Here is a 22,668-nt window from a genome sequence, read left to right as displayed (position 1 = left end):
ACAGAATCGAGGCCTACAGGACCGACTTCAGCCGTATGGACGCGCAGGGCGCTGTGTTTGCGAGCGCAGAAATACAGCGCTCGAATTTCCAGGGCGCCAATCTGACCAATGTTGATTTCACAAAGGCAGAATTGGGGCGTGCCCAGTTCCATGACGCCGATATCAGCGGCAGCCGCTTCTCGTTTGCCAATCTCGCACGGGCGGACTTCCGGGGAGCGACGTTCACCGCGCCGATAGACTTTGACCGCGCCTTTTTCTTTCTGACCCGTATCGAGGGCGTCGACCTTTCCAATTCGGTGGGTCTGTCCCAGTGGCAGCTCAACATGGCTTGCGGAGACGCCCGGACCGAGTTGCCTTCTGGCTTGACAAGATCCGCCGTGTCGTGCTCTGTTCGGGCAAGGTCTACTNGACGAGGCCTGAAGATTGGCCCTGTCAATTCCAGCAGGAATAGTTGTCGGCAAGCGAACTGCGGCAATGCTGCGCCCGACAGGATGAAACTGAGAACCCCTATGTCATCGTTTGCGCTATACAACTTTTGCGACAGCCGGGAGCGGATGAATGGAATCGGGCCGTATTTCTCCCACTACCCACGCGGTCCGAGGCGGCAGAAATGGGGCCGAGCAGACCGTCCGCCGCTAGGGTACCCAGCACGCGAGCGGACATGTGAGAGCTCGGTGCGAAGGTCCGGGATCAGGCCCATTGCGGACGTACGTGTTGGTTCGCCTGTTGGCGCTGAAGCGCCCATTTGGGCCGCTAGCCGCACATGTGCGGCGGCTCAAAAAAGCCGATTGTCATGCGCCAGCGGAACGCTGTGACAAGCGAACACCAGCGCCGCCACCTTCTCTGGAATGAATTCGATCCCGGACGCTTCGAAGACTGCACGAATTTCGGCGAGGGTTGAATTCTTTAGCTGTTCGCCTCTTTCCAACCGCGCGATGGTATCGGGAAATACGTTTGCGTTTAGGGCTAACTCTCGAGTTCCCCAGCCCAACGCGACACGTGCCATTTTGCACTGAACTGCATTCATTTCGTAACCGTGATACGATTCTTGTTGATCCATAGCCGCTTTTTCAATATCGGCGTCGGCTTTCCTTGTGCGACCGTCTGCGTGCCCGAGGGTGAGGACGTGGCGGTCCACTCGATCGAGGCGCTCAATGAAGTGCTCGGCGAGGGGCCGGATATGGCAGCTCTCCGCGAGAAGGCCGAAGCTGATTTTGCGGCACATCAGGCTCGCTGGGATGCAGCTGCCGAGGAGGCTGGTTACACCGCCGCGCTCAAGGCCGAGTGCGAGGCTGGCGACCGGGCACAGGATCTGCTGGAAGCGTTCTCAACGACCCCCGCTACGACTCTCGCCGGTGTGGCGGGCAAGCTCGATGCCGTGTTGCGCGAGGGCGAAGCCTGGGAGGAATGCTCCGTGTTCCCCTGGCCGCAAATCCGCTCGGCGCTCAGCGATCTGGTGCTCATCGCCGAGCAGACGATGCCGGAACAGTTCATTCGCGGCGAGCAGCGTCGCAAGCTCGGCAAGCGGCGGGCTGGCTGCTGTTTCCGCGCCTGAAAGACGAAGAAGGAGGCGAGCTATGAAGCCCATCCAACCCAACTTCCGGCGTCAGCCGAGAACCCCTCAACTTGCGGCGAAGCGTCTGCCTCACGTCACCCTTCAACCGCCATGGAATTGCCAGCGCAGAGCACTCTTGCGGCATCTCACCATCCGGCGGTGAGCGATCCCGATCTGCTGGATGCCTTCAACCGCGATGCCGCCGTGCAGAAATGGACCGTGCCTGAAGCTGCAGAGGCAGCGACAGCCCTGTGGGGAAAGCCAGCCGCAACCGCAATCGCCTGGTGCGCCGTGTCGGCGTATTGCGACGGGCGGACACAGGAGTATCGATTCTGGTTTCGGGTATTCGCCCTCTTCAAGCGGGTTCGCCCAATGCCGTGGCGGAAGCAGCGTCCGGCAAGGCTCGTCCAGACTCTTCCCGATAGATGGGGAGATTATGTCCGGCAAGAGAACTGCCCGCTTGTCGAGAGAACGCCGGACCGAAGTCAGCCCGTCAAGGCCAGAGCCGCATCGCTGTGGCGCGTGCTGCGCCAGCCTTGACCGGCAGTCTTCGGCCCGGCGGCCGCTTTGGACGCAGGCAAAACTCCGGTACGAGCCGTACCGCTCTACCCCTCGGGGTACATTACTCCGGCAATTCGTCGCCCTTGATCGGCGCCTTCCCTTTGCCGGCCCGTTTCAGGATATGCAGCGCCTTGGGAAGGTCGGCACGGGCAGCGCGTTCCTGAAAGTAACTTTCCGTGCGCAGCGCCGAAAGCTTCTCAGCGACTGCCACGTTAATGAACTGGTTGAGCGGCACGCCTTCGCTCTCCGCCACCTTGCGCGCCTCATCCAGAAGCGAGAGCTGAAGCCGCAGTGCGAAATTGCTTCTCCTCATGTCTTTCTCTCCAATCGTCTCAGCGCCTCGCCCGGCGACAGGACCAAGATACCGAAGCGCTCGGCCACTTTGCCGAAGTCGCGTAGGTTGAACGTCACTATAGCATCCGCCAGTCCGTTTACCGCAGCTTCCAGCACCATGTCGTCGTCCGGGTCGCGAACGGCGGGTCGCCAAAGGAAGACAAGGCGAACCGGCTCGGCGACGGCCGCCACCGCATCGAGCAACGCGTTCACATCCCCAGCCGACAGGCAGGAAGCCTCAAGGTGCTCAGGCCTTGTCATGACCGCCTGGTACTCGATCATCAACGGCACCGAAGCGATCAGCGTCAGCCGGCGCTCCAAAGCTGCCACCAACAGTTGGCGCGAAGCGCCGGCATCGCTTCGGATCGCCGCCACCATGGTCGCCGTATCGAGAAGCAGTCTCACGCAAGCATATTGGATATTGCGTGCGATATTGCAAGAGGCTCGAGCTTTGGCAGTTTGGCTTGGTTTCGGAATTCCCAAATCGCAGCGCGCAAGTATTTGCACGCCACCGTACGACCGCGCCGCAACTGAACTTGTCTTGCTGATCATCACGCCGCTCAATGCCCTTGATCTACACAGAAGAGCGGGCATGCCATGGTGGACGAGGCCAAACCTGGGAGCGACAGCGCAAGCCATGACTACAGGGCTGAGATGTCGGCACGAGACATGGCTGAACGAGCCGTCCTGTCGATCGCCCGTTTGTTGGGTCGGCGGGTTGCTCGGGAGCATTTCGAGGAATTGCAGGGGGCCAACGACAACAAAGTTCATCCTCTTGAAAAAACACCGTCAGAAGGGGAGGGTGGGGACGGCGGCGGCCATTAACAAAGAGAGGAAGAGGAGCGGTTCATGACCCGTGTCGCGCTGTATGCTCGTTACTCATCCGACAACCAGCGCGAAGCCTCTATCGAGGATCAGCTGCGGCTTTGCCGAGAGCTCGCGGCCAGGGAGAGGTGGACTGTCGTTGAAACCTATGTCGATGCCGCGATATCCGGCTCAAGCGTCATCCGTCGACCAGACATCCAGCGGCTTCTCGCCGATGCTCAAAGCGGGCAATTTGAGATCGTTCTAGCCGAGGCACTCGATCGCTTGTCACGCGACCAGGAGGACGTAGCCGGCCTCTTTAAGCGACTGCGCTTTGCCGGTGTCAGGATCGTCACTCTCTCTGAGGGCGCCGTGGACGAACTGCACGTGGGCCTGAAAGGAACGATGAACGCGTTGTTCCTGCGCGACCTAGCCGCCAAGATCAGGCGGGGCCAAAGCGGCCGCATATTGAACGGCTACAACGCCGGCGGCCTCTCTTACGGCTATCGCGTGGTCAAAAAACTCGATGAACGCGGCGAACCGATCCGCCGTCTGCGCGAGATCGATGAGGATCAAGCCGAGGTCGTGCGTCGGATTTTTCGGGAATTCGCGGCTGGTCAATCGGCGCGTACGATAGCTGCAGGCCTCAACAGGGAAGGTATCCCATCACCCTTTGGGGGTGCGTGGGGCGCCTCGACCATCAATGGCAATCTCAAGCGGAGAAGCGGCTTTCTCTACAACGAAGCCTAAATCGGGCTGCTCGTCTTCAATCGTCTTCAAATGCGCAAGGATCCCGAGACTGGGAAGCGCATCTCGCGGCCGAATCTGCCGGAAACCTGGCAGGTCGTTGAAGTGCCGCATCTGCGTATCATCGACGATGAGCTATGGGATGCAGTGCAAGCCCGCAAGAAGCTTTATGGAGGCATGAAACTCCATCACCGCCGACGGCCGAAGCACATGTTCTCGGGGCTCGTGCGGTGCGGCTGCTGTGGCGCTTCCTATACGGTGAAGAACAGGAACCAGCTTGCTTGTGCCGCGCACCGTGAGAAAGGCACTTGTACCAATAACAGAACGATCCGTGTTGGCGAGCTTGAGAAGCGTGTGCTGGAAGGCATCCAGCGGCGCTTGCTGGCGCCAGATGCCATTGCGGGCTTCCTTGCTGAATATCATGCTGAGCATAAGCGACTGAACGCCATGAACCGCGAGCGGCAAAGGGAAGTCGAAAGGCGGCATGCCGGCATCGACAGGCAGATCGCTAACGTCGTCGATGCCATCGCTGACGGTGTCGCGACGACCAGCATGAAATCGAAGCTACTGGACCTCGAGCGCGAAAAGGAGAATCTAGCCCGAGAGCTACAGGCGATGGCGGCCGCGGAAAGCATTGCGGAGTTTCATCCGGCTGCGGTAACGATTTACCGTCGGCAAGTATCCGAGCTCCAGGACGCGTTGCAATCCGACGAGTGTGAGCGGCACCAGGCGGCGAGGATCATCCGCTCACTGGTCACGGGGATCGAGATCATTCCGACGGAGGGTAGGGGACAGGTTGAGCTGAAAGTTCGCGGTGCGCTGGCGGAGCTTCTCAACCTGCCAAATCGTAAACCAGGAACAGCGCCTAGCGCTGCAGTGATGGTAGCGGGAGAGCGCTACCGCCTTCCCCACACTCATCGAACTCCCAGTTACAATTTCGCTGCTGCGGCTGAGCGAGGCGCGCTATCCTAATTGCGGCCTGGCGGGTGACGGCATGGGGCCCAGAAGCCGACGTTCACGAAAGTGAAGTCAAGTTTGGACAGCCCCATCAATTTCCAATGCGATACGCATCAGCTGCTCGATAAAGTCGCTAACTACTCTCGATGGACGTCGGTTGGGTGGCAACAACAGAAGAGTTCGGAAGGAGATTCCCGGGAGAAATGGACGGAGGCTGAGGTTTCCGTTGAGATAGGGAAGGGCAGTTAAAGGATTGACCATTCCGCATCCAAGCCCCGCATTGACCATCGAGCAGATGGTGGTGGAATAGGGGGTTTCTAGAACCACTTTGGGCTTGATGCCGTGATCAGCGAAGATGGCCTCTGCTTCCCGTCTCGTAGTGTCCTCCGGAGCCAACGCGATGAAGGCCTGCCCATGGAGATCGGCGGGACGGATCACTTCCCTCCCCTCTAGCGGATGGCCCTTGGGCATGGCGATCGCGACCCGGTAGTTCCGGAATGGGTGGGCTTCGACGCCCGCAAGATCGATCTCGTCCGCCGCCAGGCCGACGTCGAACTGGCCGGAGGCGACGAGTTCTTTGACTTCCGAGGATAGCCTTGCCTGAAAGGTGATCGCAACGTCAGGGTGACGGTGTTGAAATGCCTTTAATGCCTTTGGCATTACATTCGTACTTAATGCGGAGAGACTTGCGATCCGGATTTCCCCCGAACCGAAGTCGCGAATCCGCGCCGCGGCCCCTTTCAAATGGATGAGGCCGGAGAATGAGGTCTCCACTTCCCTGAAAAACAGGTTGCCTTCTGCCGTCGGCGACATCCGTCCTTTGATGCGGTGGAAGAGCGCGAAACCGATGTCGCGCTCCAGTTCTTGGACGGCCTTGCTCACCGCAGGTTGTGAGATGCGTAGTATCTCCGCGGCGCGTGAGGCGGTTCCAATCGTCATCACGGCGTGGAAGACCTCGATCTGGCGAAGATTCATGGCGCACCTATAACCTGAGAGAATAGCACATCCCGATCTTGATATTGGACGGAATAGGTTTTGTCATGCTGTAACTGTCTCCAACACATGAGGAGCAAGCATGAACGATCTCACCCAATGCGTTGTGACCCCCAAAGTCAAAACAGACGGCTTCGAGGCTCTGGGTGCAGCCGTCCATCGGGCTTCGACGATCGTATTCGCGGATGCCGCAGCCTACGCCACTCGCGGCCAGCGAGGGCCTGACGGCTATTCCTACGGCCTCTACGGCACCCCGACGACGCGTACACTGGAGCAAAAGATCACTCAGCTCGAGCAGGGTCACCGGACGCTTCTCGCGCCATCGGGCCAGGCCGCAAACGCAATCGCAATGCTCGCCGTCCTCAATGCCGGAGACAAGGTACTGGTGGCGGACACGGCCTATCCCCCGGTCCGTGATTTTGTGAACACCGATGTGGCAAAGTTTGGCGTCCGAGCGGAGTACTACGATCCCACTTCGCCCGAGGGGCTCGAACGTCGGATCGACGGGAACACGAAACTGGTGTGGTGCGAGTCCCCCGGCGACCATGGAAGTCCAGGATCTGCCGCGGATTGCCGAGATCGCGCATCGGCACGGCGCGCTCGTCGGATTCGACAACACCTGGGCGACCCCTCTTAACTTCAAGCCCCTCGTACATGGGGCCGACATCGTGACCGAAGCGCTCACCAAATATATCTCGGGCCATTCCGACGTGCTGATGGGATCGATCACGGTGGCTTCCGAGCAGCTTTTCAACGCGCTCAAGGCGACTATGGGGCGCGCCGGGATCGGTGTTTCCCCCGACGACGCCTCTTTGGTGTTGCGGGGCATGGAGACTCTTGGCGTGCGAATGAAACACGCGCACGACGGCGCGACGGCGATGATCAACTGGTTCCGCGGCCACCCAGCCGTCGAGCGTGTGCTCTACCCCGCCCTGCCGTCTTCTCCCGGGCACGAATTCTGGAAGCGCGACTTCCTCGGCGCGAGCGGAGTGTTCAGCGTGGAATTGGTTCCCGAAGCACTGCCGCACGTGCCGGAGGCGCTCAATACGCTAGAGACGTTCGCCATCGGCGCCTCGTGGGGTGGGACACGCAGCCTCGTTGCCCCCATGCCCGTGAAGAGCAACCGCTCCGCGACGACTTGGAGTGGGCAGGACCTCCTTCTGCGGTTCAGCGTGGGGTTGGAATCGCACGACGATCTCATGGCCGATCTCGAGAAAATGTTGGCCCAAATCCAAGCACGGATCGACGACGAGCGGTTCGGCAAAGAAAACATCCGGCAATCAATGCTGTGAGTGAACACAAAAAGGGGAATGACAATGAACAACAACAACGAATTTAGACAGGCGCTCCTTCCTGGCGGGCGTCTCAAAACTGCTGGGAGTTTCGGCGATATCCTCCATCCTGCCGTCAATCGTTGCGGCATCAGAGGTTAAGGACACGCTTCGCATCGCGATCGCCAAGCCCGCCGGGGATATCAATCCTCACAAATACACCGGCCTGTGGGGCGTTCAGGACCTCGTTTTCGAGCCGCTGGTTAAATACGGCCATGACGGTAAGATCGAGCCAGGGCTGGCGACCGAATGGTCGGTCGAAGACGGGGGAAGGCTGCTTAAGCTCACCTTGCGCAAGGGCGTGACTTTCCACGACGGCACTCCGTTCGACGCCGCGGCGGTGGAATGGAACCTGAAGAGGTGGATCGGACTCGAAGCGAACAACTGGATGAATTCGTCCCGGCTTTACGCCGGAACGGACATCGTCGACGATGATCACGTCAACGTCCGGTTCAAGGAACCGGTCCTCGGCCTGCTCCAGGAGTTCGCTTACGTCCGGCCAGTCAGGCTCCTCAGCCCCAAGTCGGTCTCTGGGGACGGTAGCTATAAGGCACCCGTCGGCACGGGACCGTGGCATCAAGCGACTGCCGGGAATGAGGGCAGTGCCTTCGAGCGCTTCGACGCCTACTGGGGTGACAAGCCCTCTTTCAAATATCTTGAGGTAAAAGTCCTTCCGGACTCGCGCGGCCGCATGGCAGCGTTGCGCGCGGGCGACGTGGATCTGATCGGCGGAGCGTTTGTGTCGCCTTTGACCGCAACGGAAGCAGAGACGCTGAAGGGAGCGGGCATCGATGTCGTCATCGATCCCGGCACCACCACAATGATTATGGCCTTCAACACTTCCCGCGTCGAAGCGCTGAGGGACCCGAAAGTCCGCAAGGCGATCAACCTCGGCATCGACCGGGCTGCGATCTCGCAAGTGCTTTACCGCGGTCTGGCGACCTCCACTGGCAACCTGTTCTCCGAAACCGTTCCGTATTCGGGGAAGCGCTTCGATGTGCCTAGGCGGGATACCGAGACCGCAAAGTCGCTGCTCGAGGAGGCAGGCTGGGTCGGGGGGCCTGTCAGGCAGAAGGACGGCAAGGACCTTGCCATTGAACTGGTCGTTAGCGAGGAGCAAGTACCGGGGTCCCGATCCGTCGCGGAAGTGATCCAGTCCGAGCTCCAGGAGATTGGCGTCACGCTCACGATCCGCTCGGTGGATCATGCGTCGCGGCACAGCGACATTCCGGAGCGCAAGTTCGATCTCGCTTTCTTCCAGACGTTCGGCGCGCCATACGAACCTTTCGGGACTGTGGTGGGCCTGTTCCTATCCACCTATGACAACGGCGTGGACGGCAAGCTCTTCATCGACCCCGAGCACCTCGATCCGTTGGTGCTCGCCGCGATGTCAGCGCCCGAAGGCGAGATGGAAGCAGCTCTGCAGAAGGTCTATGACTGGCTGCACGACAACGACGCCATCGCGCCGCTGCTCTTCGTTCCGGGCATATGGGCGCATGCCGCTCGGGTGAAGGGCTTCCAGAGCCCCGCGACCGAGTACGACATGCCCTACGAGAATATCACACTGGCGGAGTAGGATACGGCCGTGTTCGCCTTCATCGCTAAAAGGGCCCGCAACGCAGTCTTGTTGCTGTTTCTGGCGTCCGTTCTATGCTTCGCGCTCGTGGTATCCGCTCCGGGTAACGTGGCGATACTCATCGCCGAGCTGCGGACGCCGACGGCCACCAAAGCCGATATCGCCAAGGTCGAGGAGGAATTGGGGCTCAACAAGCCGCTTCTCGAACGCTACGGCTTCTGGCTGAACGGAGCGATCCACGGCGACTTCGGCATTTCCTACAAGACGGGCGAGGCGGTCGGCGCGTCCCTTAAGAGCCGCCTTGCCGTGACCGCCACCCTCGTTGCGGGCGGAGCGGTCGTGGCTTTCTTGCTGAGCCTGTTCGTCGGCTTCGTAGGCGCGCTCTGGGCACATAGGGCGCCAGACGTGGTCACCCGAGGGAGCGCTCTTCTGGGCGCTTCGACTCCGTCCTTCTTCGTCGGAGCACTGCTGGTCTACGCCTTTTCGGTCACGTGGCACGTCTTTCCGACCTTCGGGTTTGCCGGACCCGTCAGTTGGGTGCTTCCATGGCTCACTCTGGGGTTTCTTCCCGCAGCAGTTCTGAGCCGCGTCGTCCGAGTTGGCTTCGAGGAGGCGATGGCCAAACCCTATGTCCTAACGGCCATGAGCAAAGGACTGTCAAGGACGAGTATTCTGGTTCGCGACGCGATCCCGAACATCGCGCCGACGTACTTGAACGCCTTGGGAACGCAGATCGGGACGATGGTCGTGGGCGCGGTCGTTGTCGAACCTCTGTTCGCTTGGCAGGGCATCGGCGACCTCTTCCTGACCGGGGTGAGATTCCGCGACTTCATGGTCGTGCAGGCCTGCCTTCTGGTCTTCATCACGTTCTTCATCATCCTGAACGTCGTGGTCGACATCTGCATTACGCTGACCGATCCGCGCCTTAGACTTCAAAGGAGCTGAACATGCAGCCAGTCAGACCACTCCTGAAGGCCATTGGCGCCTTCCCGCGCTCGGCGGTATTTACTATTTGCGCGTTCGTTCTGTTGGGACTGCTCGCACCCTACATCGCGCCACATGATCCCAATGCGCAAGACCTGCTGGTCGCTGGCCAGGGCCCGACGCTCGCCCATCCGTTCGGAGTCGACCATCTCGGGCGCGATACATTGAGCAGGTTGATTGTGGCGGCTCGGACGTCGCTGGTCGGAGTCTGTCTCGTCCTTGTGTGCGCGCACGCCATCGGCATCGCCATCGGCACGATTGCCGGATACCGGCGGGGCTGGACGGACGAACTGCTGATGCGCATCGTTGACGTCGGCCAGGCAATCCCCAGCCTCATCGTCTCACTTGCGGTGATCGGCATTGCCGGAGTCAGCTACTGGAACATGATCCTCGCGCTCGCGCTCGCCTGGTGGCCGGGTAGCGCCCGCATTAGCCGGGCCGTGGCTGTCAACACCATGAACAAGCCCCACATGGAGGCCCTAAGAGTATTGGGCGCAAGTCCCGTTCGCATTTACTTTGTCCATCTTCTTCCCACGACGATCGGGGCGGTGCTCGTATATGCCACGGCCGACGCCGGAGCAGTCGCGCTCGCAATCGCAACGTTGAGCTTCCTCGGGCTGGGCATCCAGCCGCCGACGCCTGAATGGGGACAGATGTTGGTCGACGCGCTTCCATATCTCGAGTCCGATCCGCGCCAGGTCATCCTGCCGGGGCTGACCCTGACTTTAGCTGTCATCGGATTCAACATCCTCGGTGAAGCGGTCGCCCTCACAGAGTTCCGAAGCCGCTAACCTCCCGGATGCTCGCGGCCCGCCGCCGGGTAACCGCATTCTGGGCCAAGGAGGCACGGCCATGAGTTCTGAACCGATACTCCGCGTCAAAGATCTGACCATAGACCTGCTGACGGCGCATACCGTGGTCCGCCCAGTCGACGGAGTAGTCTATGAACTGAGCCGCCGAGAGACCCTCGCGATTGTGGGAGAAAGCGGTAGCGGCAAAACGGTCACCTGCTTTGCGCCTCTCGGCCTGATGCCCGTGGGCGTCCAGGCGGATATATCGGGCTCCATTTTGTTCGACAGCCGCCAGCTCGTCGGATCGGACAATGAAACGCTTCGCAGCCTGCGCGGAAAATCCATTGGCTTCATTTTCCAGGACCCGATGAGCGCGCTCAATCCCGCCCGCCGGGTCGGACGGCAGATAGCCGAAGTAGCCGAGCTTCACCTCGGCATGACCGCAAGAGCTGCGGAAACCCGGGCGCTTGAACTTATCAAGATGGTCGGGATGTCCGACCCCGAAATACGCCTCAAGCAGTATCCCCATGAGCTTTCGGGCGGTCTCCGACAGCGTGTCATGATCGCAATCGCCATTGCCGCCGAGCCGACACTTCTCGTAGCCGACGAGCCGACCACCGCGCTCGACGTGACGGTCCAGGCGCAAATCCTCCGACTGCTGAAGGAAATCCAGTCCAGAATGAACATGGCGATGATCTTGATCACGCATGACATGGGTGTCGTGGCAGGCGCGGCCGACCGCGTAATGGTGATGTACGCGGGGCGCCACGCAATTCCGAGGAAACAGGACGCAATCGGATCGCGTTTCCGTGGATTGCCGGGGGTTCCGCCCATCCTCGGCGCGCCGATCACAGGGTGCGCCTTCATGCCCCGCTGCGGATACGCTGTGGATGCCTGCGGCGAGCGACGTCCGCCCTTCTTGCCGACGGCAGTTCCGGGTGTGTCAGCCGCCTGTCCCGTTCTGAATATTCGGGCGAAGGAGTGCGCATAATGAGCGCGGTACTCGAAGTCGAGCATCTGGTCACCAGCTTTCCAAGCGCCAAACGTGGCCAAACGATCAAAGCGGTAAATGACGTCTCGATCCACCTCAATCCCGGCGAGATTGTCGGCTTGGTGGGGGAGTCCGGCTGCGGCAAGTCCACGCTTGGCCGTTCGATCGTGGGCTTGGAAAAACCCCAGTCCGGACGCGTCGTTTTCGATGGCGTCGACCTCGGCTCCCTGAGCGGGCGCCGTCTGCGGGAAGCGCGTCGCGCCGTTCAGTACGTGTTCCAGGACCCCTATGCATCGCTGAATGATCGCCAAACTGTGGGCGAAGCCATAAACGAAGCCCTCATCATTGCAGGTTTGCGTTCGCAAACGGAACGCGAGGGGAGGATCGCCGAACTCCTCAACCAGGTGGGTCTGGCGACGACGGCCCGGGACAGATTCACCCGTGAACTCTCAGGCGGCCAGAGGCAACGCATCGCGATCGCGCGCTCGCTGGCCGTAGAGCCGCGGGTTTTAATCTGCGACGAACCGGTCAGCGCGCTAGACTTGTCTATACGCGCGCAGGTCATGAACCTATTCCTCGACCTCAGAGAGAAGCTAGGCGTGTCCTGCCTCTTCATCGCGCATGACCTCGCGCTTGTCCGGCAGGCGGCGACCCGGGTCTACGTGATGTACCTCGGCAAGGTGGTGGAAAGCGGCAGCTCGGAAGAGGTTTACCGGAATCCGAGCCATCCCTACACCCAGCTCCTTCTCGCGTCTATTCCGGAGGCTGATCCTGCCACCGAGCGTCGGCGCAACCCTCCGTTGATCAAGGGCGAAATCCCAAGTCCCACGAATCCGCCCTCCGGCTGTTTCTTCAGGACGCGCTGCCCCCTTTCAGTGAAAGATTGTTCGACTGCTGAGCCTGTGTCCGCTGACGTAAGCCCAGGGCACAAGGCGGCATGCAGGTTTGCCGGCGACCTATTCGCGAAGCGGGTCTCGGCCGCATGAATTAAACGTCAGATCTAGCTGAGCGTGCGGGACCTGATGCGTTGCGCACTCTGGTGGCGAAGCAGAGATTTGCGCTCCTTCCTTCCGGCACCGGGCCGGCAGTGAGTGGGAAAGCGCTCTGTCGGCAGCCCTGGTTACTCAGGCGGGCCCGGGGGATCTCCTTGCCAATTATTATTCCGCTTCTTGTAGCGTGGGCTTAAGTGCCTGCCATCGTTCGTGAGACATAGTTGGCAGGTCAAACTGGTCGCGAGTGGTCGAATAAGCCGTTATCATTCTGGGCGGCATCGTCTGCCAGATCGTGCAGCTGGTTGTCTCGATCCGCGACCGCGAGATGCTTCGTGTCACCGGCGATCCCTGGGACGGTCGCACACTGGAATGGTCCACGGCGTCGCCGCCGCCGGCCTGGAACTTTGCCGTCTTGCCGCATGTGGCCGAGCGCGACAGCTACTGGGTCGCGAAGCAACGCGCCAACGCACAGCAAGCTCAACCGGTGCCACCGCGCCCGTACGAGCCGATCGAAGTACCGAAGAACAGTCCAGTCGGGGTCGTCAACGCCTTCTTTGCCGTCGTCATTGGTTTCGCCCTGATCTGGCACATCTGGTGGATGGCCGGGCTGGGGCTGATCGGCACCTTTTGACGATCCTCATCTTCGCGTTTCGGGGTGAGGACCCGCCAGCGCCGATGCCGGCGCCCTCGTGCTGGCCATCGCGACGCTCAGCTTTCTGGGTCTGGGCGTTGCACCGCCGACGCCGGAATGGGGCCAGATGCTTGTCGACGGCATGAGCTACATCGAGGAGTTCCCGCGCCTCGTCGTCCTCCCTGGTCTAGCCCTGACGCTGGTTGTAGTCAGCTTCAATCTCTTGGGTGAAACATTTGCGCTGCAAAAGGTGCCGCGGCCGGTTCGCGGGGGAATGCTGCGCAAGCGCAAGCTGGCGCGGGCTCGCGAAGAGGCCGAGCGCGATGCCGTCGAAACGGGAACGGGTTCGACATGACGACGACAAGCCAATTTACGCGTCGAGAATTTGATCATCGATCTCTATGCAACTTCCGTATCCGTCCGGGCGGTCGATGGCGTCTCATTCAGCGTTCGGCCCGGCGAAACGGTGGCGGTCGTCGGGGAAAGCGGCTCGGGAAAAACGGTCATGACGCTCGGCCCTCTCGGCCTGCTGCCCGAAGGCGTGACTGTAGCGATGCGCGGGACGGCTCAGGCCGACGGGAGCGACCTGATCGGCTGGGGCCTAGGCAACTGTCCGAGCTTCGCGGCCGCTACTTTGGGGTGATCTTTCAGGATCCGATGAGCGCGCTCAATCCGATGCTGAAGATCGGCCCGCAACTGGCACGCCAGGCGCGCCGCTTCGCCGGCCTGGCACGAGGCTGCCCGCAGGCAAGCGGTGTCGCTGTTGGCGCGCTTAGGCATTCCCGACCCCGAGGACCGCTACCATTGCTATCCACGAAATGTCGGGTGGCATGCTGCAGCGCGCGATGATCGCGCTGGCGCTCGCGGCCCGACCGCACGTGCTGATCGCGACGAGCCCACCACAGCCCTGGACGCCACCGTCCAGGCACAGATCTTGGAGCTCATCCGCCAGATCCAGCGCGAGGAAGGCATTGCTGTGGTGCTGGTCACGCACAACATCGCCGTGGTCGCCTCCGTCGCCGACCGGGTCATCGTGCTCTATGCCGGGCAGGTAGCGGAAGAGGGAATCGCCATGGACGTCCTGACGCGGCCCGTTCACCCCTATACGCGCGGGCTGCCTGCATCGGTGCCGGACTTTCGGTCCGACGAAAGGGCGACGACCCGCGAGATACCGGGCCTGCCGCCAAGCCAGATCAGGCTGGAACCGGGTTGCCGTTTCGCCGACCGCTGCGAACTGGTCGAACCAGGTTGCCGAAAACACCGTCCGCCGCTGCAGTCGATATCGGTCTCGGCAAATCCGCATCGCGTGGCCTGCCCGGTCGTGATCAGGCGAGAGGGAATTGCCGTTCATGTCTGATGCCGCCGCAATCGAGCAGGGGGTTGAAGGTTCATTTCCAGAACCGCGACGGAACGGGCGCGGTCCGGGCGGTCGACGGCATCGATCTGAGCATTCCGCGCGGAGCCTTCCACGGCATCGTCGGCGAGTCAGGCTGCGGAAAGACGACGCTCGCCCGCACCGTCGTCGGCCTGCAGAAGGAGAGCGAAGGCACGGTCCTGATCGCCGGCAGAAACCGCGCCGAATGGTTGAAGTCAGACAGGAAGTCGTTCAGCCGGGAGGTCCAGTTCGTCTTCCAGGATCCGCTGGGTTCGATGAGCCGGCGGCAGACTGTCTACCAGGCGCTTGAGGAACCACTGCAAATCCATCGCCTCGGTTCCTCCGCCGAGCGACCCCGGCGCATCGCCGAGCTTCTGGACCAGGTCGCGCTGCCACAAACCGTGCTCGACCGCCTGCCGCGCTCGCTTTCCGGCCGCCAGCGCCAGCGCGTTTCGATCGCCCGTGCGCTTGCCTTGAAACCATCGATCCTGCTTTGCGACGAGCCGCTGAGCGCGCTCGATGTCTCGATCCGGGCGCAGATCGTCAATCTGTTCACATCGCTGCAAAGACAGCTCGGCCTTACCATCGTGATTGTCGCGCATGACCTCGCAATCGTGCGCGAAGTCTGTTCGGACGTGACTGTGATGTATCTCGGCCGCATCGCCGAAGCTGGCGTGGCACGGCCGCTGTTTCGCGAACCCGCCCATCCGTACAGCCAGGCGCTGCTGTCCGCAGTTCCTTCGCCTGACCCGCGCATTGAGGCCCACCGCCGCCGCATCATCCTCGCAGGCGACCCGCCGAGCCCGAGCAATCCACCGCCGGGCTGCCGGTTCAACACGCGCTGTCCGGTGGCGATGGATATCTGCCGGTTGGACGAGCCCCAACTGCGTCCCGTTCCTCATGGCGGCGTCGCCGCCTGCCATCTGGCTGAGAGTGATCACCGCCCGGTGATCTGACAACGAATGGCAGTTGGTCTTCCGAGAATAACGTTAAGCGCCGTCTGCCGGCGTCTGATCTCGCTGCGACGGGATTAGATTGGCCTACCACCACCCTCGCACGGCGGGGAGGCCGGAGCGGACGCGCGATTCGCGTCCGGGTGTGAAAAAGGTGAACTCCTGCGTGTCCAACAAGCCGTAGCGAGACGCGATGTCGTAATAGCAAGCGGCCTCAACGCTGGCGGCGGCCTCTGCTCCACCGATGCAGGCCACCGAGCAATCCGATCTTGAAGATTACGAAAAGGGCCACGAGTGCAATCACTGTGTAAGAGATCGGATTTGAGGCGTCGCTTAGACCGCGCCACGATAGCCACCAGGGCGCGCCTGCGTGCATGGCGATCAGCGCGACGATGCCTAGCACTAGGCCTATGATGTGCAGGTGGCTCATGGCTGCAGGCCGTGCCGGGCCTGAGGGTTCTTCCGTGCCGAGAGCGACAAACCTATCGCGAATACGGGCGACGTCGGCGGCCGCCGTGGCTAGCACGAACTGCAGGTTCTTCGTGCCAACCGCGCCGCTAGCGACGATGTTGAGACCCGAGTCCCGGAATTCCGTTATGATATCGTCGACTGTGCTGACGCCGTGATGGTGGAAGCGATCGATGAAGCCTCCATCCTGTGGCGCTTGCATGAAGTCGACGGCGAGTACGCGACCGGATGGCTTCAGGACTCTGTGTATCTCATGAGCCATCTGATTACGTCCATCGGCAGAAAGATGATGGAGCATCAGCGTCGTCGTTACGACATCGAATTCGGCATCCCGGAACGGTAATGCCTGGGCGGCGGCCTTTTCAAAGGTGACCTTCAGACCGACTCTTCGAGCCTTCGCACCCGCCCTGGTGATCATTTCCGGTGACGCATCGATCCCGTGCACGGTGCCCGTCGGCCCGACCTGCTGCTTGGCAAGTAATAGCGAGCGTTCGCGTCCCGCACCCTATATCGAGGACGGACTCTCCAGGTTCGAGCTGCGTCAACCGGAGGATCTTTTCGCGAAAGGCGCGTTCGCGGCCTACGGTGAACAGCCAAGTCATCAGATCGTAGCGTGCTGCCCAATGTATGACGCGGCCGGGCGCGCCGGCTCCGCTGTTGTTATGCCCATGTTTTCTCATCAGAGACTCCTTGGCCACTCTCGCCGGTTGATGGACATCATGTTCGGAATCTGACATGGTATCCGGGAACGCGTCAACGACCATTCGTGGCAGAATGTCCGGTACCGCACGGTCCTCTGCCATCTGACCGGAAAAAGCTCATGGGAACGGAAAAGACGATAGACCGCCGTGTCGCCCGGACCCGGTCGACTCTTCACCATGCGCTGATCACTTTGATCCTGAGAAAGGGATATGAAGCAATTACCGTCGAGGACATCTGCAATGAGGCAAACATCGGCCGATCGACCTTTTACGCGCACTTCACCAGCAAGGACGACCTCAAGCGCAGCGGCCTGGACGATCATCTGCGCGCCATGCTGGTCGAACGCCAGCGGCATGCGCTTGCAGCGCCAGGCGAGCTGAAAGATCGCAGCTTGGGGTTCGTGCTCGGTATGTTCGAGCACGCGCGTGAACATATAGATCTCTACCGAGCTCTGGCCGGGGGCCGCGGTGGGACTATTGTGCTCGGCAGCATCCGCGAGATTCTATGCGATCTCGTGCGCGCGGAGCTTGCCGCAAACAAGGACAGGAAGCTTCCCGATGTCGTGCCGAACGAACTGATCGTCCAGTTCGTCGTGGGTGCCTTTCTGTCGGTGCTGATCTGGTGGCTCGACGGCGGCGCCAAATTGCCGCCGCAACAAGTCGACCAGATCTTCCGGCGTCTGGCCACCGAGGGCGTCCCGTCGGCTTAGATATCAGGCCGAAGAACTGTGAAGCAGTCAGTTGCACTGCCGGCGTTGCCAATTCACCAACCACCGGCTTTGTTCGACGCATGTCCTTGAGGTCGCGATACACCGCCGTGAGGTCTGTCGACCAACGCCTCGGATACGTGGCTTGCGGCCGTCAGACGGCCGTCGGCGTGGACAGCAGCCACAGCCCGAAAACCGTATATCCGACCATAAAAACGGTCAGCGGAAATTGGCTGAGCGCCGCGCGGCTGCGCGCCGGATGCAAACGGAACGCCAGCCCATGCGCGACCAGAACGGCAAGTATATGGCCGCCGATGATCGCCGCCGCCTGAAAGTTCCAGATGATCCACGCTGCATCGGAGCCCATGATCACTCCCGCCCCGACATTCATGTGCGCCGTGCCGAATAGGTTCCATCCCCGATCAAACGGATCCGAAATAGCGACGAGCGCATTCTGGCCGTTCACCAGGAGGGCCGTCAGATAGTGGGAAAAATGATAGGCGAGCGCGATCGGGACGATCGACCAGACAAGGAGCCCGACCGCTTTTCCGAAAGAGATGCTCCCGGCCAACCGCTCACCGACAAACACTGCGGCGAAGAACACGGCGACAAGTGCGATAAACATCAGCACGAGACCGGCGCTGTTGATTCCGACTAATGCCGAGCGCCCCGGAAATTCGAGCGGATTGATACCATTCGCGCCCAGCCAAGAGAAGGTCTTCGACAGACCGTCGAAGGACACCGAGCTCAACGTCAGCAACAGAAAGAGCATACCGCTCGCCGGTAAGGCTTGCGCGCTCCACAATTTCGCTCCAGGCCAGCAGAGTGAGAGGGCGCGCCCCCCGCTTGGGTGGTCCGGCGTCGTTTCGACGATGGCGAAGCGTGACACCATGCGGAAGAACGCGGACAGAAACTCGCCGCGCCGGCTCCAGCCTTCGTAGCCGAAGATGATCATGCAGACGAAGGTCGAGAGCCAGTAGGCCATGAGAGCGAACGCAAGCCGCGCCGGATCTTCGGGCGCCGGATAGATCAGCTCGAACCAGGCGAAGCTTGCAAACAAAATCAACGCCGGCCAGTAAGCCAGTCCTTGTGGCATTGTGCGATCGCGGAATGCCGGGAAGACGCTGGAGAAAATGCGCCACGGCCCGTACCACGGGTTTGTCCACGACCAAACATTGCCGAATACGCCCTGAAGCAATGTCAGTCCGACCCAGACCAGCGTCCACACCGTTAGCGGAAGTGGATTCGACAGCGGATCTCGGCTGCCGAGAATTCCCGCCGCCACGAGTATGGCGAGAACCGCGAAGGCGAGCGTGCTGATCCAAATGCGCGCGGCGTCGCCGAATTGACCAATTGGCAGGCGGGATGCCGAAATGCGTTCGAGCAGCCTGGGCGGGAGGACAGCCAGAACCAGAAAACTCGCGGCTACGGCCACCGCCCCGCCCACGACATAATATCCGGTCGGCAGGAGCATGACATAGCCGCGCTCGGAAGCATGGGCAAAGGCTGGGGTTGTGAAATGCGGCACGAGGGCAGCAGCTGATAATGCGATGCCCAACGCTCTCGCAGAGATGCTTTTATGTTCGCTGTCCGCCGCCATCCATCCGTCTTGCCACATGGCATTTGCGAAGGAAAGCGGACTACTGCTCGCGCAAGTGGAGGTGCCAAAGTGGGTGCCCGACTTCGTGCTAGCCCCCAAAGCCCGCTTGGTGAACAGGCCATATGATGCAGCTACGACTTTGAGTCGAGAGTTGCATTGTGGACGACGTTCTCGTCCTCTGCCGTCTGCTGCAATACGTGGCAGCTGTGCCTGCGCCGGCCGGCGGCGCATTATCGTCGAAACAGGACCGGAGCGCCCACCGCCAGGCGCCCGGATCGTCGACGTGCAGAAGTTGTGGGCCGAACATCTACCAATGGCCGGAACTCGCGGCGCTGTCGATCCTGTTTCGCGAACGCCTGGTGTATTCCTTCGAGAGTCGGCCGCGCTTGTTCGACATTATCTCGCGCAGCATCGAAGGCGTCGCCGGCCTGATCCTGGGCCGGCGTCGCGGTCTGGCAGGTCGCTGCGCGTTGACCAGGCCCCGGACGGATTTCTGATTTGCGTCTGCCCATCCGGCCGGCGCATGGGCTGGCGGGAGAGGTTCGCTAGTTCAGGATCTGGGCAAGAAACAGTTTGCTGCGCTGGTGACGCGGATGCGAGAAGAATTCGGAGGGCGTGTTCATCTCAACGATCTCGCCCTGGTCCATGAAGACGACACGGTCGGCAACCTGGCGGGCAAATCCCATCTCGTGCGTGACACACAGCATGGTCATGCCATCCTCGGCCAGCGCGACCATGGTGTCGAGCACTTCCTTGACCATTTCCGGATCGAGTGCCGACGTCGGCTCGTCGAAGAGGATGATTTTCGGGCTCATGCAAAGCGCGCGCGCGATCGCAACCCGCTGCTGCTGGCCGCCTGACAATTGGCCGGGATATGTGTGCGCCTGGTCCGGAATCTTCACCCGTTCCAGATAATGCATGGCGGTCTGCTCGGCTTGCCCGCGCCGCATCCTGCGTACCCAGATCGGCGCCAGCGTCAGGTTCTCCAGAATCGTCAAATGCGGGAACAGGTTGAAGTGCTGGAACACCATGCCGATGTCGCTGCGGATTACGTCGATCTGCTTCAAATCGTTGCTGAGTTCGACGCCTTCGACGACGATCTGCCCCTGCTGATGCTCCTCCAGCCGGTTAATGCAGCGGATCATCGTCGACTTGCCCGAGCCGGACGGACCGCAGATCACCAGCTTTTCGCCGCGATGGACGGTCAGGTTGATGTTCTTCAGCACATGGAAGTTTCCGTACCACTTATTCATGCCGGCCATTTCGATGGCGGGCGGATCGCTGGGATCTCGCATGGGCGGAACGCGCTTTAGGGCGGACGATAACATCACGGCATTTCCTAGTGAGCGGTCGGGCCGCGCCGCTCCAGGAAGTCGGCGAAGCGGGCGAATGAGAAGGAGAGCGCGAAGAAGATCGCGCCGATGAACAGGAAGGTCTCGGCCGCTGGCGATGGCCAGTCCGGGTCGGCCAGCGCCGCTTTACCGGAGCTGATCAGGTCGAACAGGCCGACCACCAGGACCAGGCTGGTGTTCTTGATCATGACGATGATGGTGTTGGCCAGCGCCGGGATCGCCACCTGGATCGCCTGCGGCAGGATGACGAGATATTGCGTGCGCCAGAAGGGCAGGCCGAGCGCCGCCGCGGCCTCGTATTGGCCATTCGGGATGGCCTGCAGGCCGCCGCGGATCACCTCGGCGAGATAGGCCGCGGCGAAGATGGTGAGGGCGACCAGCGCACGCACGAACTTGTCGGGCAACAAGGCTTCGGGCAGGAACAGCGGCATCATGATCGATGCCACGAACAGGATGGACAAGAGCGGCAGTCCGCGCACCGATTCTATCAGGACCACGGCGCCGATGCGTATCGCGGGCATGGTCGAGCGCCTGGCCAGTGCCAAGAGAATGCCGACCGGGAAGGCGACGCCGATGGCAACGACGGTGAGGATGAGCGTCACCGGCAGGCCGCCCCAGGATGAGGTTGGAACCTCGGCTAGGCCGAAACCGCCGGCCATCAGCCAGAAGATCAACACGAGTGCCGCCATCCAGAGCGCTGCCAGCCGCGGCGCCCAGCTGGCGGGCCGCACCGACCAGGCAAGCAGCGCCAGGATGAGCAGGCAGACGATGGCGGGGCGCCAGCGTTCGTCGAGCGGATAGATGCCGAACAGCAACTGCCCGGACTTGGCGTAGATGAAGCTCCAGCACGCTCCGGCGGCCACCCGGCACGCGCGTGGACTGGGGTCGAACAGCACGGCGTCGATTACCAGCCAGCGCAGCATCGGCGGTACCGTGGCGACGAGCAGAACGCCGAACAACAGCGTCAGGACGGCATTGAGTGGCGTGCCGAACAGGAGCATGGCTGACCGCCGCAAAGCGCCGAAGCGGATCTGTCCTGGCATTGGCTCGGCCGGAAGGGGAAGAGACAGGGCCTTCATGGTTCAGCGCTCCACGATGGCGATGCGACGGTTGTACCAATTGGCCGCGCTCGAGAGGCTCAGGTTGAGGGCGAGATAGACGCCGAGGATGATGAATACGCCCTCGATCGAATGGCTGGACTTGCTGATGATGGTGTTCATGACCGCAAGGAAGTCCGGATAGCCGACCGCGATCGCCAGCGTCGAATTCTTGACGACGTTGATGTATTGGCTGTTGAGCGGCGGGACGATCACCCGCAGCATCTGCGGGATGATGATCAGACGCAATATTTTGCCGCGTGGCAGGCCGAGCGAATGACCTGCATCCCACTGACCGCGGCCGACCGAAAGCACGCCGCCACGCACGATCTCGGCAACGAAGCCGGTGGTGTAGATGATCAGCCCGATGAGGATCGTGCTGAGTTCGGGCGTCAGGTCCTTGCCGCCTTTGAAGTTCGACCCGGTGAAGGTCGGCCAGTCGACAAAGAACTTCGCATCGGCAAGCCAGAGCCCGGCAATCCCAACCGCGAGGATCGCCGGCGCGGTCAGCGGTGGCAGCCATCGTCTTCTCGCCGCCGCCCAGCCGGCGGCCGCCAGTGCCAGGGCGAGAGCAATGACGAGCAATCCCGGGGTGGCGACGTCCATGCTGACGGCCGGCACCACAAAGCCGCGCATGGAGGCGTAAACGCCTGGCAGCGGATTGAGCGCTTCGCCGACCGGCGGCAGCACCTTCCACCACAGCGAGTAGAGAAAGATCAGAAGCACGATCGGCGGTGAATTGCGTGCAACCTCCACCCATACGCGGCAGGTGCCCGCCGCCAGGGGATTGCTGCTCAGCCGGGTGATGCCGACGACGAGGCCGAGCGCGGATGAAAAGACGATGACGACCGCGGAGATGAAGACCGTATTGGCGAGCCCGGTCGCGATCGCCCAGTAATAGGGGTCCCGCGACTTGTAAGTGAGGATTGCTTCGGAGATGACGATCCTTGACGGCATCGTCAGGAAATCGAAGCCGATCGGGATGCCGCGTGCCCTGAGATTGGCGAAAGTCGTGCTGACGAGCAGGGCAGCGAAGGCGGCAGCCACGGCCACCAGGGCACACTGGATGATGATCGATCTGGTCCTGGCGTCGCTCAGCATTTCGACCTCGACGGTTCGCGGCGTTGGCAGGGAAAGGGAACGGCGGGCGCGTCCCCTTCATGTGCAGC

General features: G+C 61.5%; 20 protein-coding genes and 7 pseudogenes. 18 read left to right on the top strand and 9 right to left on the bottom strand.

The features are described 5' to 3' along the window. Nucleotides 1-365 (top strand): annotated as a pseudogene (locus X760_RS75690) (pentapeptide repeat-containing protein); the annotation flags it as partial. A 426-nt stretch (nucleotides 366-791) separates the two neighbouring features. On the opposite strand, the pseudogene X760_RS75685 reads toward X760_RS75690, so the two are convergent. Beyond that, nucleotides 792-1,027 (bottom strand): annotated as a pseudogene (locus X760_RS75685) (transcriptional regulator). Nucleotides 1,028-1,048: 21 nt separating this feature from the next. Here X760_RS75685 and X760_RS0140025 point away from each other — a divergent pair. Further along, nucleotides 1,049-1,555 (top strand): hypothetical protein, encoded by a 507-nt coding sequence (locus X760_RS0140025; RefSeq protein WP_023722513.1) that lies wholly within the window; start codon nucleotides 1,049-1,051, stop codon nucleotides 1,553-1,555. Nucleotides 1,556-2,177: 622 nt separating this feature from the next. On the opposite strand, the gene X760_RS70500 is transcribed toward X760_RS0140025, so the two are convergent. Both X760_RS70500 and X760_RS70495 read right to left on the bottom strand, forming a co-directional pair. Next, on the bottom strand, nucleotides 2,178-2,429 hold the full coding sequence (locus X760_RS70500) for a hypothetical protein (protein ID WP_023722511.1): 252 nt from the start codon (nucleotides 2,427-2,429) through the stop codon (nucleotides 2,178-2,180). After that, nucleotides 2,426-3,004, bottom strand: coding sequence for a putative toxin-antitoxin system toxin component, PIN family (locus X760_RS70495; RefSeq protein ID WP_245278760.1), 579 nt, complete (start codon nucleotides 3,002-3,004; stop codon nucleotides 2,426-2,428). The genes X760_RS70500 and X760_RS70495 overlap by 4 nt, the downstream gene beginning before the upstream one ends. A gap of 114 nt (nucleotides 3,005-3,118) precedes the next feature. Between X760_RS70495 and X760_RS70490 the strand changes: the two genes are divergently transcribed. The 3 genes and pseudogenes from X760_RS70490 to X760_RS77500 all read left to right on the top strand — a co-directional run bounded on the left by X760_RS70490 (nucleotide 3,119) and on the right by X760_RS77500 (nucleotide 4,972). Further along, nucleotides 3,119-3,274: a hypothetical protein gene (locus X760_RS70490; protein ID WP_156948310.1), complete on the top strand. Its 156-nt coding sequence runs from the start codon at nucleotides 3,119-3,121 to the stop codon at nucleotides 3,272-3,274. 24 nt (nucleotides 3,275-3,298) lie between these two features. Next, nucleotides 3,299-4,150, top strand: a pseudogene (locus X760_RS77505) (recombinase family protein); the annotation flags it as partial. 27 nt (nucleotides 4,151-4,177) lie between these two features. Further along, on the top strand, nucleotides 4,178-4,972 hold the full coding sequence (locus X760_RS77500; RefSeq protein WP_348633261.1) for a zinc ribbon domain-containing protein: 795 nt from the start codon (nucleotides 4,178-4,180) through the stop codon (nucleotides 4,970-4,972). A gap of 57 nt (nucleotides 4,973-5,029) precedes the next feature. On the opposite strand, the gene X760_RS70480 is transcribed toward X760_RS77500, so the two are convergent. Next, the gene (locus X760_RS70480; RefSeq protein ID WP_023680715.1) at nucleotides 5,030-5,932 is read right to left on the bottom strand and encodes a LysR substrate-binding domain-containing protein; all 903 of its coding nucleotides are present in this window, start codon (nucleotides 5,930-5,932) and stop codon (nucleotides 5,030-5,032) included. 100 nt (nucleotides 5,933-6,032) lie between these two features. Between X760_RS70480 and X760_RS70475 the strand changes: the two are divergent. The 11 genes and pseudogenes from X760_RS70475 to X760_RS70430 all read left to right on the top strand — a co-directional run bounded on the left by X760_RS70475 (nucleotide 6,033) and on the right by X760_RS70430 (nucleotide 15,577). Next, nucleotides 6,033-7,242, top strand: a pseudogene (locus tag X760_RS70475) (PLP-dependent transferase). Nucleotides 7,243-7,303: 61 nt separating this feature from the next. Further along, nucleotides 7,304-8,857, top strand: coding sequence for an ABC transporter substrate-binding protein (locus tag X760_RS70470; protein ID WP_031195172.1), 1,554 nt, complete (start codon nucleotides 7,304-7,306; stop codon nucleotides 8,855-8,857). Nucleotides 8,858-8,866: 9 nt separating this feature from the next. Beyond that, nucleotides 8,867-9,802 carry an ABC transporter permease gene (locus tag X760_RS70465; RefSeq protein ID WP_023680718.1) on the top strand — a complete coding sequence of 312 codons (936 nt, stop codon included), beginning with the start codon at nucleotides 8,867-8,869 and terminating at the stop codon, nucleotides 9,800-9,802. A gap of 2 nt (nucleotides 9,803-9,804) precedes the next feature. Beyond that, nucleotides 9,805-10,697 (top strand): annotated as a pseudogene (locus tag X760_RS70460) (ABC transporter permease). Next, a complete protein-coding gene (locus X760_RS70455; RefSeq protein ID WP_023722502.1) occupies nucleotides 10,694-11,623 on the top strand; it encodes an ABC transporter ATP-binding protein in 930 nt (309 codons plus the stop codon). The pseudogene X760_RS70460 and the gene X760_RS70455 overlap by 4 nt, the downstream one beginning before the upstream one ends. Next, nucleotides 11,623-12,609 (top strand): ABC transporter ATP-binding protein, encoded by a 987-nt coding sequence (locus tag X760_RS70450; RefSeq protein ID WP_023722501.1) that lies wholly within the window; start codon nucleotides 11,623-11,625, stop codon nucleotides 12,607-12,609. Before X760_RS70455 ends, X760_RS70450 begins: the two co-directional genes overlap by 1 nt. A gap of 298 nt (nucleotides 12,610-12,907) precedes the next feature. Continuing rightward, nucleotides 12,908-13,246, top strand: coding sequence for a hypothetical protein (locus X760_RS70445; RefSeq protein ID WP_023680722.1), 339 nt, complete (start codon nucleotides 12,908-12,910; stop codon nucleotides 13,244-13,246). Nucleotides 13,247-13,280: 34 nt separating this feature from the next. Then, a pseudogene (locus X760_RS70440) lies at nucleotides 13,281-13,601 on the top strand (hypothetical protein); the annotation flags it as partial. A 30-nt stretch (nucleotides 13,602-13,631) separates the two neighbouring features. Next, nucleotides 13,632-13,889 (top strand): ATP-binding cassette domain-containing protein, encoded by a 258-nt coding sequence (locus tag X760_RS77495; RefSeq protein ID WP_023722499.1) that lies wholly within the window; start codon nucleotides 13,632-13,634, stop codon nucleotides 13,887-13,889. Nucleotides 13,890-14,009: 120 nt separating this feature from the next. Beyond that, nucleotides 14,010-14,603: an ABC transporter ATP-binding protein gene (locus X760_RS77490; RefSeq protein WP_198030569.1), complete on the top strand. Its 594-nt coding sequence runs from the start codon at nucleotides 14,010-14,012 to the stop codon at nucleotides 14,601-14,603. 23 nt (nucleotides 14,604-14,626) lie between these two features. Then, nucleotides 14,627-15,577, top strand: a complete 951-nt coding sequence (locus tag X760_RS70430) for an oligopeptide/dipeptide ABC transporter ATP-binding protein (RefSeq protein WP_245278758.1) — start codon at nucleotides 14,627-14,629, stop codon at nucleotides 15,575-15,577. 211 nt (nucleotides 15,578-15,788) lie between these two features. On the opposite strand, the pseudogene X760_RS73990 reads toward X760_RS70430, so the two are convergent. Continuing rightward, a pseudogene (locus X760_RS73990) lies at nucleotides 15,789-16,535 on the bottom strand (class I SAM-dependent methyltransferase); the annotation flags it as partial. A 327-nt stretch (nucleotides 16,536-16,862) separates the two neighbouring features. On the opposite strand from X760_RS73990, the gene X760_RS73985 reads away from it, so the two are divergent. Next, nucleotides 16,863-17,453 carry a TetR/AcrR family transcriptional regulator gene (locus tag X760_RS73985; RefSeq protein WP_023722494.1) on the top strand — a complete coding sequence of 197 codons (591 nt, stop codon included), beginning with the start codon at nucleotides 16,863-16,865 and terminating at the stop codon, nucleotides 17,451-17,453. 151 nt (nucleotides 17,454-17,604) lie between these two features. On the opposite strand, the gene X760_RS70420 is transcribed toward X760_RS73985, so the two are convergent. Next, nucleotides 17,605-19,050: a hypothetical protein gene (locus X760_RS70420; protein ID WP_031195169.1), complete on the bottom strand. Its 1,446-nt coding sequence runs from the start codon at nucleotides 19,048-19,050 to the stop codon at nucleotides 17,605-17,607. A 158-nt stretch (nucleotides 19,051-19,208) separates the two neighbouring features. On the opposite strand from X760_RS70420, the gene X760_RS70415 reads away from it, so the two are divergent. Beyond that, nucleotides 19,209-19,547, top strand: coding sequence for a hypothetical protein (locus tag X760_RS70415; RefSeq protein ID WP_023722492.1), 339 nt, complete (start codon nucleotides 19,209-19,211; stop codon nucleotides 19,545-19,547). Nucleotides 19,548-19,595: 48 nt separating this feature from the next. On the opposite strand, the gene X760_RS70410 is transcribed toward X760_RS70415, so the two are convergent. From X760_RS70410 to X760_RS70400, 3 genes are read right to left on the bottom strand one after another with little or no spacing between them, the layout of a single operon-like run. Next, on the bottom strand, nucleotides 19,596-20,378 hold the full coding sequence (locus X760_RS70410) for an amino acid ABC transporter ATP-binding protein (protein WP_031195167.1): 783 nt from the start codon (nucleotides 20,376-20,378) through the stop codon (nucleotides 19,596-19,598). A gap of 11 nt (nucleotides 20,379-20,389) precedes the next feature. Then, nucleotides 20,390-21,481 (bottom strand): amino acid ABC transporter permease, encoded by a 1,092-nt coding sequence (locus tag X760_RS70405; protein ID WP_023722490.1) that lies wholly within the window; start codon nucleotides 21,479-21,481, stop codon nucleotides 20,390-20,392. Nucleotides 21,482-21,484: 3 nt separating this feature from the next. Next, complete coding sequence (locus tag X760_RS70400; protein WP_023722489.1) at nucleotides 21,485-22,600, bottom strand: ABC transporter permease subunit; 1,116 nt, start codon at nucleotides 22,598-22,600, stop codon at nucleotides 21,485-21,487. Nucleotides 22,601-22,668: the final 68 nt, after the last annotated feature.

It is taken from the genome of Mesorhizobium sp. LSHC420B00 (genome assembly GCF_000503055.1).
In the GTDB taxonomy this organism is placed as follows: Bacteria; Pseudomonadota; Alphaproteobacteria; order Rhizobiales; family Rhizobiaceae; genus Mesorhizobium.
Note: the sequence above shows the minus strand (reverse complement) of the source record. Positions and strands in the feature narration are given on the sequence as shown.